The sequence below is a fragment of the Leucobacter sp. NPDC058333 genome, from assembly GCF_042726155.1.
Classification (GTDB): Bacteria; Actinomycetota; Actinomycetes; order Actinomycetales; family Microbacteriaceae; genus Leucobacter.
The window spans coordinates 270,343-284,663 of sequence record NZ_JBHXHV010000003.1; the positions used below are offsets into that span (position 1 = coordinate 270,343).

At 65.5% G+C, this 14,321-nt stretch carries 10 protein-coding genes; 1 reads left to right on the forward strand and 9 read right to left on the reverse strand.

Annotation, left to right across the window (positions count from 1 at the left end):
- Positions 1–91 precede the first annotated feature (91 nt).
- The 7 genes from ACFWHR_RS11780 to ACFWHR_RS11810 form a co-directional block, all read right to left on the reverse strand.
- Complete coding sequence (locus ACFWHR_RS11780; protein WP_382448711.1) at positions 92–1,138, reverse strand: quinone-dependent dihydroorotate dehydrogenase; 1,047 nt, start codon at positions 1,136–1,138, stop codon at positions 92–94.
- Positions 1,139–1,143: 5 nt separating this feature from the next.
- Positions 1,144–1,674, reverse strand: a complete 531-nt coding sequence (gene nrdR, locus ACFWHR_RS11785) for a transcriptional regulator NrdR (RefSeq protein ID WP_382448490.1) — start codon at positions 1,672–1,674, stop codon at positions 1,144–1,146.
- Positions 1,674–2,993 (reverse strand): histidinol dehydrogenase, encoded by a 1,320-nt coding sequence (gene hisD, locus ACFWHR_RS11790; RefSeq protein ID WP_382448712.1) that lies wholly within the window; start codon positions 2,991–2,993, stop codon positions 1,674–1,676. Before hisD ends, nrdR begins: the two co-directional genes overlap by 1 nt.
- A 66-nt stretch (positions 2,994–3,059) precedes the next feature.
- The gene (locus ACFWHR_RS11795) at positions 3,060–4,622 is read right to left on the reverse strand and encodes a methyltransferase (RefSeq protein ID WP_382448491.1); all 1,563 of its coding nucleotides are present in this window, start codon (positions 4,620–4,622) and stop codon (positions 3,060–3,062) included.
- Positions 4,623–4,642: 20 nt separating this feature from the next.
- Positions 4,643–6,094, reverse strand: coding sequence for a glutamate synthase subunit beta (locus tag ACFWHR_RS11800; protein WP_382448492.1), 1,452 nt, complete (start codon positions 6,092–6,094; stop codon positions 4,643–4,645).
- Complete coding sequence (gltB, locus tag ACFWHR_RS11805) at positions 6,087–10,739, reverse strand: glutamate synthase large subunit (protein WP_382448493.1); 4,653 nt, start codon at positions 10,737–10,739, stop codon at positions 6,087–6,089. Before gltB ends, ACFWHR_RS11800 begins: the two co-directional genes overlap by 8 nt.
- Positions 10,740–11,116: 377 nt before the next feature.
- Positions 11,117–11,884 carry an SDR family oxidoreductase gene (locus tag ACFWHR_RS11810; RefSeq protein ID WP_382448494.1) on the reverse strand — a complete coding sequence of 256 codons (768 nt, stop codon included), beginning with the start codon at positions 11,882–11,884 and terminating at the stop codon, positions 11,117–11,119.
- Between the two features lie 169 nt (positions 11,885–12,053).
- Here ACFWHR_RS11810 and ACFWHR_RS11815 point away from each other — a divergent pair, with 169 nt between their 5' ends.
- Positions 12,054–12,413 carry an RNA polymerase-binding protein RbpA gene (locus ACFWHR_RS11815; protein ID WP_382448495.1) on the forward strand — a complete coding sequence of 120 codons (360 nt, stop codon included), beginning with the start codon at positions 12,054–12,056 and terminating at the stop codon, positions 12,411–12,413.
- Here ACFWHR_RS11815 and ACFWHR_RS11820 read toward each other — a convergent pair.
- Together ACFWHR_RS11820 and ACFWHR_RS11825 are read right to left on the reverse strand one after the other, a co-directional pair.
- Positions 12,402–13,466 (reverse strand): HTTM domain-containing protein, encoded by a 1,065-nt coding sequence (locus ACFWHR_RS11820; RefSeq protein WP_382448496.1) that lies wholly within the window; start codon positions 13,464–13,466, stop codon positions 12,402–12,404. The genes ACFWHR_RS11815 and ACFWHR_RS11820 overlap by 12 nt on opposite strands.
- The gene (locus ACFWHR_RS11825) at positions 13,463–14,284 is read right to left on the reverse strand and encodes a DUF5819 family protein (RefSeq protein ID WP_382448497.1); all 822 of its coding nucleotides are present in this window, start codon (positions 14,282–14,284) and stop codon (positions 13,463–13,465) included. The genes ACFWHR_RS11820 and ACFWHR_RS11825 overlap by 4 nt, the downstream gene beginning before the upstream one ends.
- Positions 14,285–14,321 lie beyond the last annotated feature (37 nt).

Here is a 14,321-nt window from a genome sequence, read left to right on the forward strand (position 1 = left end):
GCCGCGTTCGGCAAGTAATCTGCGTTCGGCAAGCCACTTACAACGGTGTGGGTGTTGCCGAACGCAGATTACTTGCGCACTGCGCGGTGCCCTAGGCCGCAGAACCCCGGTAACCCGCGCGCGCAAGCCCGCGGTTGATGCTGCGCGCCCAGAGCGGGCCCTCGTAGATGAAGGCGGTGTATCCCTGAACGAGCGTCGCACCGGCCCGCAGTCGTTCGAGGACATCGAACGCGCTCTCGACACCACCGACAGAGATGACGCAAAATTCAGGATCGGGTTCAACAGCGCGGATGCGGCGCAGCACTTCGAGCGATCGATCCCGCAGGGGCTCGCCTGATAGCCCGCCAGCGCCCATTCGTTCAATTTCCAACTCGGAGACCTGTAGCCCCGCTCGTGACACCGTCGTGTTGGTCGCGATGATGCCATCAAGACCCAGGCGCTTCGCGAGCGCAACGATCCCGTCGATCTGTTCGTCGCCCATGTCGGGAGCGATCTTTACCAACAGCGGGGTGTCCCCGGCCGCATCGCGCACCGCCGCGAGCAGCGGTTCAAGCATCTCAAGCTCTTGCAGTCCACGCAGGCCGGGCGTGTTCGGCGAACTCACATTGACCGCGAGATAGTCGGCGATCGGTGCGAGCCGCTGCGTGCTCCAGACGTAGTCGGCGACCGCATCCTCAACCTCGGTGATCCGGCTCTTGCCGATGTTGACACCGATGATGGGCCGGTGCCGCCGCATCCGCGCGCGCTCGATGCGCGGGACGGCTGCCGCAGAGCCGCCATTATTGAAGCCCATCCGATTGATCAGACCGCGGTCACTGACGAGACGGAACATCCGCGGCTTTGGATTGCCATCTTGGGCATGCCGAGTGAGCGTACCCACCTCGACGTGACCGAAGCCGATAGCACCGAGTCCGTCGATGGCAGTCGCGTTCTTGTCGAACCCGGCGGCGAGGCCGAACGGACTCGGGAAGGTGAGGCCGAGAGCGTGCACACGCAATTCGGGCGCGGGGCCGCAGACACGTCGCGCGATCCCACCGGCGATCGGAATCGCCTGAATCACGCGGAACGCCAGGTGGTGGGCGGCCTCGGGGTCCATGCGGCGAAGCACAGTCTTGAACAGAATCGGGTACCAGCGCATGGCGGTCACTCCCCCGGTGTGGCGTCGGAACGGGCGTCTGACGAGGCACTCGCGCGGGCACCGGAGCGAGAATCCGCCGCTGCAGAATCGCTCGAGTCGGCGCGAAGCTCGTCAATTGCGGAGTCGAAGTCAGCGAGCGACTCGAACGCCTGATACACGCTTGCGAAGCGCAGATACGCCACCTCGTCGAGTTTCCGCAGGTGAGGCAGCACGGCGAGACCGATTTCATTCGCGTCGAACTGCGCAATGCCGCTCGAACGCACCGACTCTTCGACCTGCTGCGCGAGCACGGCGAGATCAGCATCAGTGACCGGGCGGCCCTGGCAGGCTTTGCGCACGCCGCTCATGACCTTCTCGCGGCTAAACGGCTCGACCACGCCGGAACGCTTGATCACCGTGAGGCTCGCGGTTTCTGTGGTTGAAAAGCGGCGACCGCACTCGGGGCACTGACGGCGACGTCGGATCGACAGGCCATCGTCGGCGGTGCGTGAGTCGATCACACGTGAATCTGGGTGGCGGCAGAATGGGCAGTGCATCAGCTGAGCTCCGTTCCTGTCTCAAATCGTGCGGTGACGGCTTCGCCGTGCGCCGGTAGGCCCTCTGCCTCGGCGAGGGCCAACAGCGGCGCTTCGACATCGCGAAGTGCGGCGCGGTCGTAGCTAATGACCTGCTGCGGGCGAAGGAAGGTGTGCGCTCCGAGGCCGGCCGCAAATCTCGCGGTGCCACCGGTGGGCAGTACGTGGTTTGATCCGGCGAGATAGTCCCCGAGACTCACGGGTGTGAAGCCACCGACGAAGATGGCACCAGCATCTGTGATGCGGGAGAGCACCCGCTGGTCATCGGCCGTCTGGATCTCAAGGTGCTCCGGGCCGTAGGCGTTGCTCACGCGCACGGCAGCCGCGAGATCGTCGACGAGAATAATCGCCGACTGCGGCCCCGTGAGGGCCGTGGCGACGCGCTCGGCGTGCCGCGTGGCAGCGGCTCGCGCGGAGATTTCTGCGCTGACGCGTTCGGCGAATGAGGCGGAATCGGTGACGAGCACCGATGCGGCTGCTTCGTCGTGCTCCGCCTGACTAATGAGGTCGGCGGCGACAAAGCCCGGCTCGGCCGAAGCGTCCGCGATCACGAGGATCTCAGTGGTGCCGGCCTCGGAATCGATGCCGACGAGCCCCGTGACCACGCGCTTCGCCGCGGCGACGAATACGTTGCCAGGTCCAGTGACGACGTCGACGGGTTCCAAGTCAATCTCGGTAACGCCGTGTGCAAACGCGGCGATCGCCCCTGCGCCGCCGATCGCGTACACCTCGGTGAGGCCACAGAGCGCGGCTGCCCAGAGCACCGCGGGGTGTGGAAGTCCGCCGTTGTCAGACTGCGCAGGCGAGGCGAGCGCGAGACTCGGAACTCCGGCGGTCTGAGCCGCGACGGCATTCATCACCACGGACGACGGGTAAGCCGCCTTGCCGCCCGGGGCGTACAAGCCGACGCGCGACACAGGCTGCCAGCGCTGCAGAATCATAGCGCCGTCGTCGAATCTCGTGACCTGCTGGGCCGGAACCTGCGCTGCCGATCCACGTCGCAACCGCTCGATGAGCTGCCGCAAAGCATCTTCGACCTCGGGCGGGCAGCTGGCCAGCGAGTCAGCAACTGTCTCGGCCGGTACGCGAAGCGCGTGGCCCTCAACGCCGTCGAAGGAGCGCGCCTGATCGCGGAGCGCCGCCTCGCCGCGAGCGGCAACGTCGGCGACGAGCGGTCGCACCTGTTCCACTGCGACGTCCGCGCTCACCGCGGCGCGCGGCACAAGCCGCAGCAATTCAGTACGAGAGAGCGCTCGGCCCCTGAGATCGATCGTTCGCATCACTCCCCCAGTCTACTGAGCGACAGGCACGCGAAAACGCCCACCGAGGGCGACGAGAACGAGGAGCTACGCGGCAGGTTCGAGCATGCCGAACCATGCCAGCTCTCGCACGCCGGCGACGAGGGCGTCACTCGCCGCCGCCGCATCAACCTCGAGCAGCGTTGCGAGCGCATCAGCAATCTGAGCAAGTGTCAGTTCGCCATCGCAGGCGCCCAGTGCGGCGGCGAGCAGTGGATCTGCAGCGACTCGGCGCGCGATCGGCCGAACGGTTTCGAGAGAGATGCGGCGCGGCGCCTCTTCGCCCGGCTGGTGCTCGCGAATCTCGATGACAGTGGTGTCGAGCAGCCAGCGTGTTTCGAGCACGGCCTCGAGCGTCATGCGCGCGGTGGCGGAGCCGACCTCGAACGCGCGCTGCAGGGCGTCACCGAGACCGGACTCGATAGAAAACGCGCCGGTGGCCGCATCGAGGTGCACGACCGGAGCCGCGCCCGCAACGATGTTCGTGGTCGCCACGGTGCGCTGCACTCGCACCGAACCGAGCCCCACGGCGGTGATGCGCCGGCGAGCGAAGTCATCGATCCAGAGCCCCAACAGGCTTTCGAAAGCGGACTCCCCCGGACGCGCTCCGCCGTCGCGGACCCAGGTTTCCGCGTACTGCACCGGCTCGACCCGGTCGCGTTCGATGACCCACGCAGAGAGCGGTCCGCAGGCGCCACTCGCCACAGTGAGCCACTCTTCGACGCGACTCAGCCCGTTTTCACCCCACGGCGACTCCCAGTTTGCGAGGCACAGCAGTGTGCCACCGTCGCGCAACAACGCCGGACCCGCTTCGATCACCGATTGCGCAAGCGCGTCACCGGTCTTGCCACCGTCGCGATAGGCGTACACGGGCGTGTCCCCCGAGCGGGGCGTGATGACGAACGGCGGGTTCGACAGGATCAGGTCGAAGCGATCGGCCGCGACCGGCGCAAACAGGTCTCCGTGCCGAAACTCGATGCGATCCTGAACCGAGTTCAGTCGCGCATTGAGGCGAGCCAGGTCGAGCGCCCGCTCAGAGATATCGGTGGCGATCACGTGTTCCGCGCACTGCGTCAGGTGCATCGCGACGATGCCACAACCGGTACCGAGGTCGAGGGCCAAGTCGACCGGCGCAGTCGGCGCCTGAACCAGCAGTGAGCGAGTCGCTCCCCCGACGCCCATCACGTGGTCTGCGCGCGCCGGGCCACGGCGCAGCTGGTCGTCAAGATCGGAGAGCACGAGCCACTCTTCACCGTCGTCAATGCGAACCGGGTTCAGCGAAAGCGCGGCTCGAAGCTCTGACTCATCCGGAGAAACGAGCGTGTTCCCGATAGCCGCGACCAGTCCAAGTTGCTCGGCCCCCGCAGCCCGCAGCTCGGGCAGTGCAGCGTCGAGTTCGCGCGCTGTGACTGCTGTGCCCAGCAGAAAGCAGCGGACGAGGATCGCGAGCGGCTCGCCCGCACGACCGTTGAGGGCGCGAAGCGCTGGCGCCCATACCCCTCGCTGCCTGGCGCCGTCAGCGACTGAGCCGAGCAGCCCCGCAATCGCGTCGGCGGAGTATTCGGCGGACCTAAGATCGACGCGAAGGCGGTCGACGAGTTCTTCGTGCACCCGCCCAGCGTAGTGGCTGGTCAGGCAAACGCGCGGTCGTATGCAGTCACGGGGCTCGGCAGCACCGTATCGCCGGTGAGGTAGCGGTCAACCGAGGCGGCAACGGCCCGACCCTCCGCGATTGCCCACACGATCAGCGACTGCCCGCGACCGGCGTCGCCCGCGACAAACACACCCGGCAGCTCTGTCGCGTAGTCGCGGCCGCGCTCAAACGCCCCCTGCGGTGAGCGCCCGAGCCTGTGGGCTGCGTCCTCGATATCTTCGGGGCCTGTGAAGCCCATTGCGATGAGTACGAGATCGGCCCGCAGCAGTTGCTCGGTGCCCGCGATCGGGGCGCGGCCCGTCTCGGTGAACCCGGTCTCGGCGACGCGCAGTCCCGCCACCTCGCCCTGCTCGTTCGCGACGAACTCGACGGTCGATGCGAGGTAGCGCCGCTCACCACCCTCCTCGTGCGAACTCGACACCTCGAACAGGGTCGGGTGCACCGGCCACGGCTGACCGGCGGTGCGCACCTCGGACGGCTGCTTGCCGATTGCGAGGTTCGTAACGGAGGCTGCGCCCTGTCGGTGAGCAGTGCCAATGCAGTCGGCACCCGTGTCGCCACCGCCGATGACGATGACGTGCTTGCCAGCCGCGTCGAACGGCGTCGACGCGGCCGCCCCCGACTGCACTCTGTTCGACGCCGAGAGGTAGGTCATGGCCGGCAAGATGCCGCCGTACTCGCGGCCGGGCAGCGGCAGCTCCCGCGGCACCGTCGCACCGGTCGCCACAACGACAGCATCGAAGCGACGACGCAGTTCGGTCCACGACATGTCTCGGCCGATTTCGATACCGCAGCGGAACCGTGTTCCCTCAGCCTTCAACTGCTCAATTCGTCGAGCGACCAGCGTCTTCTCGAGCTTGAAGTCGGGGATCCCGAAGCGCAGCAGCCCGCCTGGCTCCTCGTCTCGCTCGTAGACCGCGACCGTGTGGCCCGCGCGCGTGAGCTGCTGCGCGGCCGCGAGCCCCGCCGGGCCCGATCCAACGACGGCGACGGTCTTTCCGGTGAGCCGCGACGGCGGCTGCGGAACAACCCAGCCGTTCGCAAACGCCTGATCGATGATGCTGTTCTCGATCTGCTTGATGGTGACCGCGGGCTGATTGATGCCGAGCACGCACGCCGACTCGCACGGAGCCGGGCACGCGCGACCGGTGAACTCCGGGAAGTTATTCGTCGCGTGCAGGCGCTCGATCGCGTCACGCTCGCGGCCGCGGTGCATCAGGTCGTTCCACTCGGGAATCAGGTTGCCGAGCGGGCACCCCTGATGGCAGAACGCGACACCGCAGTCCATGCAGCGAGACGCCTGTCGGGCGACGAGCTTCGGGTCGGCCGGGTCCACGACCTCGCTCCAGTCTTTCAACCTCAGCGCAACGGGTCGCTTCTGGGCGAGCTCGCGCTCGCGCACCTTCAGAAAGCCGCGGGGATCAGCCATGAGTCGCCTCCAAGATTTCAGACCAGACACGGTCGCCGTCGGGATCAATTCCTTGCTCGCCAGCGCGCACTCGAATCTCGAGTACGCGGGAGTAGCCGCGCGGAATCAGGCGCGTAAAGCGAGCGAAGGTGCGATCGGGGTCCTGCTCAATGCGATCGAGTAGTTCTGCCGCCACGCTCGAACCCGTCTGTTCCGCGTGCCGTTTCACCAGTTCGACTATCTTGGCGCGCAGCGCTGATTCTTCGCCACCGGGCAAACCGGGACCGAGATCGTCGGCGCCACCGAATCGCTGCAGCATGAGTGACCCAGACGCGAGCTCCGCCGAGTTCACATCAGCAGGGTCGAGATCGAGCACGATCGCTTCGCCGCCCGACATGCCCGCTCCGATGTTGCGACCGGTCGGGCCGAGTATCAACGCAAAGCCGCCGGTGAAGTATTCGAGCGCGTGGTCGCCCGTGCCCTCGACAACCGCGGTCGCGCCCGAGCCTCGCACGAGGAACCGCTCGCCAACAACGCCCGCGATCCAGAGCGAACCGCTGGTGGCGCCGTAGCCGATGACGTTTCCGGCGATGACGTTGCCCGAGGCCGGGTGCCCGGCGTTTGGATGAGGCCGAATGACGACCTCGCCGCCTGAGAGCCCCTTCCCAACGTAATCGTTTGCATCGCCCACGAGTCGCAGCGTGATGCCCGCTGGCAGGAAGGCTCCGAGCGACTGCCCCGCCGAGCCCGTCAGCGTGACGTCGATCGATTCGGGAGCGAGACCCGCGGCGCCGAAACGCTTCGTGACCTCGTGACCGAGCATCGTTCCCACGGCGCGATCGATGTTGCGGATAGGCAGATCGATCAGCACAGGATCTTGGCGTTCGAGAGCGTCTGCCGCCATCGTGATGAGGGCCGCGTCGAAGTGATCACCGAGCTCATGGTCTTGCTCGCGACCGTGGCGACGGGGCTCACCCTCAGCGAAAACAGGCCCGCGCAGGATCGGTGTGAGGTCGAGCCCCGATGCCTTCCAGTGCGAAATTGCGTCGTCGACGTCGAGGGCCGAAGTGTCACCCACGGCTTCGGCAATCGACCGGAAGCCGAGCGACGCGAGAATCTCGCGCACCTCTTCTGCGATGAAGCGGAAGAAATTGACGATGTGGTCGGCTTGACCGGTGTAGCGTGCGCGCAACTCCGGATTCTGCGTAGCGACGCCAACCGGGCAGGTGTCGAGGTGGCAGACTCGCATCATGATGCAGCCGGAGACCACGAGCGGAGCCGTAGCGAAGCCGAACTCTTCGGCGCCGAGCAGGGCCGCAATGACCACGTCTCGGCCGGTCTTCAACTGACCGTCCGCCTGAAGTACCACGCGCTCTCGCAGGCCATTCAGCATAAGGGTCTGCTGCGCCTCGGCGAGGCCGAGCTCCCACGGGGAACCCGCGTGCTTGAGCGAATTCATGGGACTCGCGCCAGTTCCGCCATCGTGCCCGGATACCAGGATCACATCGGATAGCGCCTTCGCGACACCAGCGGCGACCGGGCCGATGCCGCTCTGCGCAACGAGCTTCGTACTGATGCGGGCCGACGGATTCGCGCGCTTCAAATCGAAGATCAGCTGCTTCAAGTCTTCGATCGAATAGATGTCGTGGTGCGGCGGCGGTGAGATGAGCCCGACACCCGGAGTCGCGTGGCGGGTGCGCGCGATCCACGGGTACATCTTGGTGGGCGGAAGTTGCCCGCCCTCGCCCGGCTTCGCTCCCTGCGCGAGCTTGATCTGGATCTCGTCGGCGTGCGTCAGGTACATAGACGTCACCCCGAATCGGCCGGAGGCTACCTGCTTGATGGCGCTGCGTCGCTCGGGGTCGAGCAAGCGATCCTCAGCTTCGCCGCCCTCCCCCGTGTTCGATTTTGCCCCGAGCCGGTTCATGGCGATCGCGAGCGTTTGATGCGCCTCTGGTGAAATCGAGCCGTAGCTCATCGCGCCCGTAGCGAAGCGCTTGACGATGTCGCTCACCGATTCGACCTCGGCGAGCGGCACAGCAGGTCGCTGCGGCGCGAACTTAAAGAGCCCGCGCAGCGTCATCAGGCGGTGCTGCTGGTCGTTTACCCGGTCGGTGTAGGCCGTGAAAATGTCGCGGCGCCCGGTGCGGGTCGCGTGCTGCAGACGGAAGATCGTTTCGGGATCGAACAGGTGCGGCTCCTCGCCGCGACGCCAGCGGTACTCGCCGCCGGTCTCGAGCTTGCGGTGTGCGATCGCCGCGGCGTCATCGGGGTAAGCCGAACGGTGCCGTGCCGCGACTTCGGCGGCGATCACGTCGAGTCCGATTCCGCCGAGGCGCGACGCCGTTCCGGTGAAGTAGCGATCGACGAGCTTCTGGGCGAGTCCGATCGCCTCGAACGTTTGCGCACCGCAGTACGACGCGACCGTCGAGATGCCCATTTTGCTCATCACCTTGAGCATGCCCTTGCCGAGCGCTTTGATGAGCCCGGCAATCGCCTCATCTTCGGTGAGATCTGGGATTGAGCCGTCGCGCACGAGCAGCCCGACAGTCTCCATTGCGAGGTAGGGATTCACGGCCGCTGCGCCGTAACCGATGAGTGCAGCGACGTGGTGCACCTCGCGTACGTCCCCGGCCTCCACGACGAGCGCGACGTGCATGCGCTGGCCCTCGCGAATCAGGTGGTGATGCACCGCCGACACCGCGAGCAGCGACGGCACGGGCGCGAGATCCTTATTCGAGTCTCGATCCGAGAGGATCAGAAACTCAGCTCCAGCCTCTATGGCCGCCGTGGCCTCCAGACACATCGCTTCGAGGCGGTCGGCGAGCCCTCGGGCACCCGAGTCAACCTGGTACAGGCCGCGCAGTGTCACTGCGCGCTCGCGCTCGGGGTCATCGCCGAAGTGCTGGATGCGGGCGAGCGCATCGTTGTTGATGACCGGGAAATCGAGGATCACCTGGCGGGCGTGCTCCGCCGACTGCTCCAGGAGGTTCTCCTGCGGACCCATGCCGGCGCGCAGGCTCGTCACGAGCTCTTCGCGCAGGGCGTCGAGGGGCGGGTTCGTGACCTGCGCGAACTGCTGAACGAAATAGTCGAACACGAGCCGGGGACGCTCTGAAAGTGTTGCAATGGGCGTGTCGGTGCCCATTGCTGCGAGCGGCTCGATGGCGTCGCGCGCCATCGGCATGAGGAGCACGCGCAGCTCTTCTTCCGTGTAGCCGAACGTGCGCTGACGGCGCTCAATCGAAGCGGGCGGGTGCACGAGGTGCTCGCGCTCGGGCTGCTCCGAAAGTCGAATGCGACCCTCCTCGAGCCACTCGCCCCACGGTGCCGCAGCTGACAGCTCAGACTTCACTGCCTCGTCGTCACGAATCACGCCGCTCGCGAGGTCGACCGCCAGCATGCGTCCCGGCTGGAGCCGGCCGCGCTGTACCACGCGCTCGGGAGCGATGTCGAGCACGCCGGTCTCGCTCGCGATGACGAGCATTCCGTCTGAGGTCACGAGATACCGACCGGGCCGCAGGCCGTTGCGGTCGAGCAGCGCAACGAGCTCCTGGCCGTCGGTGGCGATCATCGCCGCTGGGCCGTCCCACGGCTCCATCACGAGCGAGTGATACTCCAGGAAGTCAACGAGCGCAGGGTGCAGGCCGGGCTCAGACTCCCACGCCTCTGGCACCATCATCGCCAACGCGTGCGGCAGCGAACGGCCAGCCATCACGAGCAGTTCGAGCACCTCATCGAAGCTTGCCGAGTCGCTGCCGCCGTCGGAACAAATTGGCAGCAGCGGCTCGATGTCGCCGATGAGCTCGGAGGAGAGCTGTGCTTCGCGTGCTCGCATCCAGTTGCGATTGCCCCGTACGGTGTTGATCTCGCCGTTGTGAGCGACAAGTCTGAGCGGCTGGGCGAGGTGCCACGACGGAAAAGTGTTGGTCGAGTACCGGGAGTGAACGATTGCGAAGCGACTCATAAACCGCGGGTCAGACAACTCCAGGTAGAAACCGGGCAGCTGCAGTGTGGTCACCATCCCCTTGTACACGATGGTTCGAGCGCTCAGCGACGGCAGGTAGCTGCCCGTCTCGTGCTGCACGCGCTTTCGTGTGCGGAAGGCGCGACGCTCCAGTTGATCGGTCGAAAGGGTGATGCCCGGGGCAGGTGTCAGCACGAGCTGCTCAATGACGGGGCTTGCGACTCGTGCGCTCTCGCCGAGCACCTCCGGCCGAACTGCGACGGGGCGCCACGCAAGCACGGTGAGCCCCTCCTCCGCGGCGATCGCCGCGATGCGGTACTGCGTCGCGCGACGTTCTGTGGACGCCTGAGGCAAGAACGCGAGACCCGCGGCGTAGCCACCGGGCTCAGGCAATCGCAGCTGAGGATCCAGGCGCCCGAGCTCCTCGCGGATGAGTGTGTCTGGAAGATCGCTCAGAATGCCGGCGCCGTCACCGGTGCCAGCGTCGGAGCCGACGGCCCCACGGTGCTCGAGATGCTCAAGCGCCTCGAGCGCTTTCTCGATAATGTCGTGACTCGCCTCACCGGTCAGCGCGACGACGGAGGCAAGCCCACAGGCATCACGCTCGTCAGCCGGGTTATACAGACCGGTAGCGGAAGGGAAGGCCGAACCCGGAATGGGCTGCTGCCCCGGGTGCGTTTTCGGCGAGCGCTGCGGCATCGACGTCCTCTCGATCGGCGGGACGTCGTCTGCCCCGTTGCGAAGCCGCTCTGCGCGAACCGGCCTCACAGGGAGTGAGACAGCAGAGCGGTGGCTGAGTTCCGAATGTAGCACTTCGTTTCTTCGGTGAAACGCAGCTGACTTCGTAGTTTGTGGCAACCGTGCGGAGACGCGCGCAAGGATGCCGAATTTTTGACGGAACATCTTGACTTCTGCCGCAGACGTTCGCAACCCGAAACACCCCCGAAACAAACACGGCTTCGGAAGCGGGCCCGCACACGCGAACGCGGTGTTCAATAGTCAGAAACGGCGTCGAAGGCCGTTCACATATTGAACACCGCGTTATAGCTCACGCGATCGTAAATCGTTCCTTCGTACTAGCCTTCGCCGTTGAAGCTCGAAGTATTTCCGACGAGCCGCGTGTGGTCGGCCGGTACGGGATCGACGGCCGCGCGCGCGACCTCTGCAGCGAACTCCGCGACGTTGTAGAGCTTGCCGGCCTCTTCGCGACGGGCCTCGATAGCACCCGGGTTCAGTCGGTTCAGCAGCGTCGCTGTCACGGTGCCCTCGATCATGTCGCCCGAGACCACAGTGAAGCCGATGCCGCGCGCTTCGAGATCGGGAATGAGTTCGCGCAGCGCGTCCTCCCCCGCGCGCTTCGACTGGGCTACCGGCACGTACTCAGGCATCGTCGGAGTGGTTCGGATGAAGTGCGCCTGGTGACTCGTGACGAACACCACGCGCGACCCTTCGCCAAGCAGCGGCAGCGCCGCTTCGAGCACCGAGAGCTGCGCGTCACGATTCAAGCGAAGTGCGTAGTCCTCCCCCATGTTGCTCTCCATGCCCCCGGATGCATTGAGCACGAGAATGTCGAGCCCGCCAAACTCCTGCTTCACCGCCGCCATCATCTCTTGCACTGATTCGGGGTCAGTCAAATCGGCACCCTGCACCAGGGCGCGCACGCCGAGATCCCGGAACTCTGCCGCGAGCTTTTCGGCACGCGGCGCCTTATTCCGGAAGTTCACTACGACGTCGGCACCCGCCTGAGCGAAGTAGCGCACCGTGTCGGCGCCCACGCCACGGGATGACCCCGTCACGAGCGCACGCTGGCCGGCGAGGCTGCCGGGTTCGAGAATCTGGGTCACATGTACTCCTCAGTAGTGGTGATTACCGTATCTCCAGGGTAGTGGACGGCCAGGCAACGCCCAGCTCAGCGCGGCCCCGGGGCTATCGCCCGGGATACTCAGACCGGTACTCTCGGGAAGAGGCACGGCGCCTCGGAAACGTGGGCGTCAGACACGAGGGGGTTCCCACATGGCCGATCGAACACTCCGCGGAACGCGCATCGGCGCGACCAGCTTGCAGGGCGAGGAGGGCGTAGAGCTCTCCCCTCGTCGATCAGTCGAGTACCTGACCGATCGTGGTGTGCGATTCACCATCATGTTCGATGCTGACGCTGAGCCGCCAGCAGAATGGGTGGATCAGAAGACCGGCGAGATCGGATTTCTCGATGATGACGCCGGGCGCGCGGCACGCGCCGAGTTTGAAGAGAAGGGCGCATCGCAGCGTACGCCCTGGGACATGCTCATCGAACGTCGCAGTCGTGAAGAACTCGAAGAGCTACTCGAAGAGCGACTGAAACTCTTGCGCTCCCGCCGCGGCTCAGGCCAGTGACGGTGATTCCTCGACGCTGCGCGAGTCTCGCCAGCGCCGACGAAGCCCCTCGCTGAGTCGTTGCCACGACCGATCCCGAATGAAGATCGCATCGATGGCGATCATCGTGAGTGAAAACCACGGCAGGCCCATCACGACACCGATAGCCAGGTGGAAGCTCAAGATGCCGACGAGCCCGATCAGACGTGTCGGGCGCGTGAGCAGCATGAGCGGGAAGGCGATCTGCAACAGAATCGATCCCCACGTCGCAATGGTGACGCCGGGCCCCCACGCCGTCATGACGTCGGAGAGAATCGGCCAGGTACCGAACCGCATCGTGTGCAGCGGGTCGTACACCGCCCAGCCGCCAGCCCACGGTGCGCCCTGCGCCTTGTACAATCCCCCGGACACATAGACGAAGCAGACCTGCGCGACGAGCGCCACAATGGCGAGGTTGTGCAAGACGGTACCGAGCTGGCGCGCGCCAGAGTTCGCTCTGAACCACTCACCCCGGCGTGCACGGCGCCGGGCGTCGAGCGACCAGCGGGCTGCCGGATCCGCGAAGAACAGCAAGATCAGTGCGATGCGTTGCATATTGTCGCTCTGATCACCCACCATGTCGTTCATCTCGATGAAGCCGACCCAGCCGACGAAAAACATCGGCAACACGATCCTGAAACGCCAACCGATGATAAACAGCACTGCGAGCACCATCAAGCAGATGTAGGCGAAGGTGAACGCGGCATCGTTTGCCGCGATGCGTGAGAATAGGCTGAAGATCCAGATTCGCGGGAACTCGCTCGTTGGCTGCTCCATCTCGCCGTTCCATGCAGAACCGGAGCCGAACGTGTACAAGCGTGTACCGAAATTCGCGAGCAATAGCCCGAGCATCGCCGCGCCAAATACGATGCGCGTCACGGCGAGGCCGTACAGTGCCTTCTTGCCGTCAAATAGCCACTGCTCGCCGCGGTCGATAACAGTGCCGAGACTCGACATGAGCGCGGCCCAGGCCGATCCGATGACATCAGCAATGAACCGGCCGGTGCGGCCGGCCCGCGCGCGCTCGTCGCTCATTCGCTGATCCTCTCGTACTGCGCCTTGAACGTGCGTGCGAAGTTCTCGTCGTTTTGCCCAGCCTCGGCAAACGGGAGACGCCTACCCGGCTCCGCGATCATCGGCGCCGGTCGCTGCGCGTCCGCATTGTGGCGCTCGGCGAACGGAATGATGTTCTGACGGCTCACACGAAACTGCACCTCTCGCACGTTCTCGCCCCAGATCGCCCGCGCTACCTGTGTCGCGAACGCCGTCGAGCGGTGCTCCTGAGCGAGGTACGTTTCGATTTCCGCAGCGTCGGCGCCCGAAGCTGCGACGTCGCCCGACGCGGCAGTGCCACCAGCGAGAAGTGCCTTGCGCAGACCCGCCTGGCTGTCGTCGCTCAAGAATCCACCAGCGACGGCGTCCTTTTGCTTCTGGTTGAGCGCGTCGTAAGCGCCCTTAAACTTCGAGGCGACTTCAGACGACTGAATTCCCGCGCGAGGCGGAGCAAGGTTGTACCGAATCATCGACAGTTCGACATCCGTCGCACTGACCCAGCCGGTTTCCACCGGCTTGCCGTCCTGCTCAATGACGGCGCGCACATTGAAGTGGTAATCGCCGTTAATCGGTTCGGGCGCGAACACACTCCACGACTGCCCGAACATCGGCAGCATGTAGCTCGAGAGCATATTGCCCGGCACCACCTCACGCAGCGGCGCAGCCGGAGCGATCCACAAGAACGACGCAAAGATATGCCAGAGCGTCAGCATCACCGCGATCAGGGCAACGATGCGTACCCAGAGTTTGGGCTGCGTACGCTGCACTGCGTTCGCGGCTCCGTCATTGGATGTGTCCACTCAGCTACTCCTGGTCCCCCGGCTGATTACCCCTGGA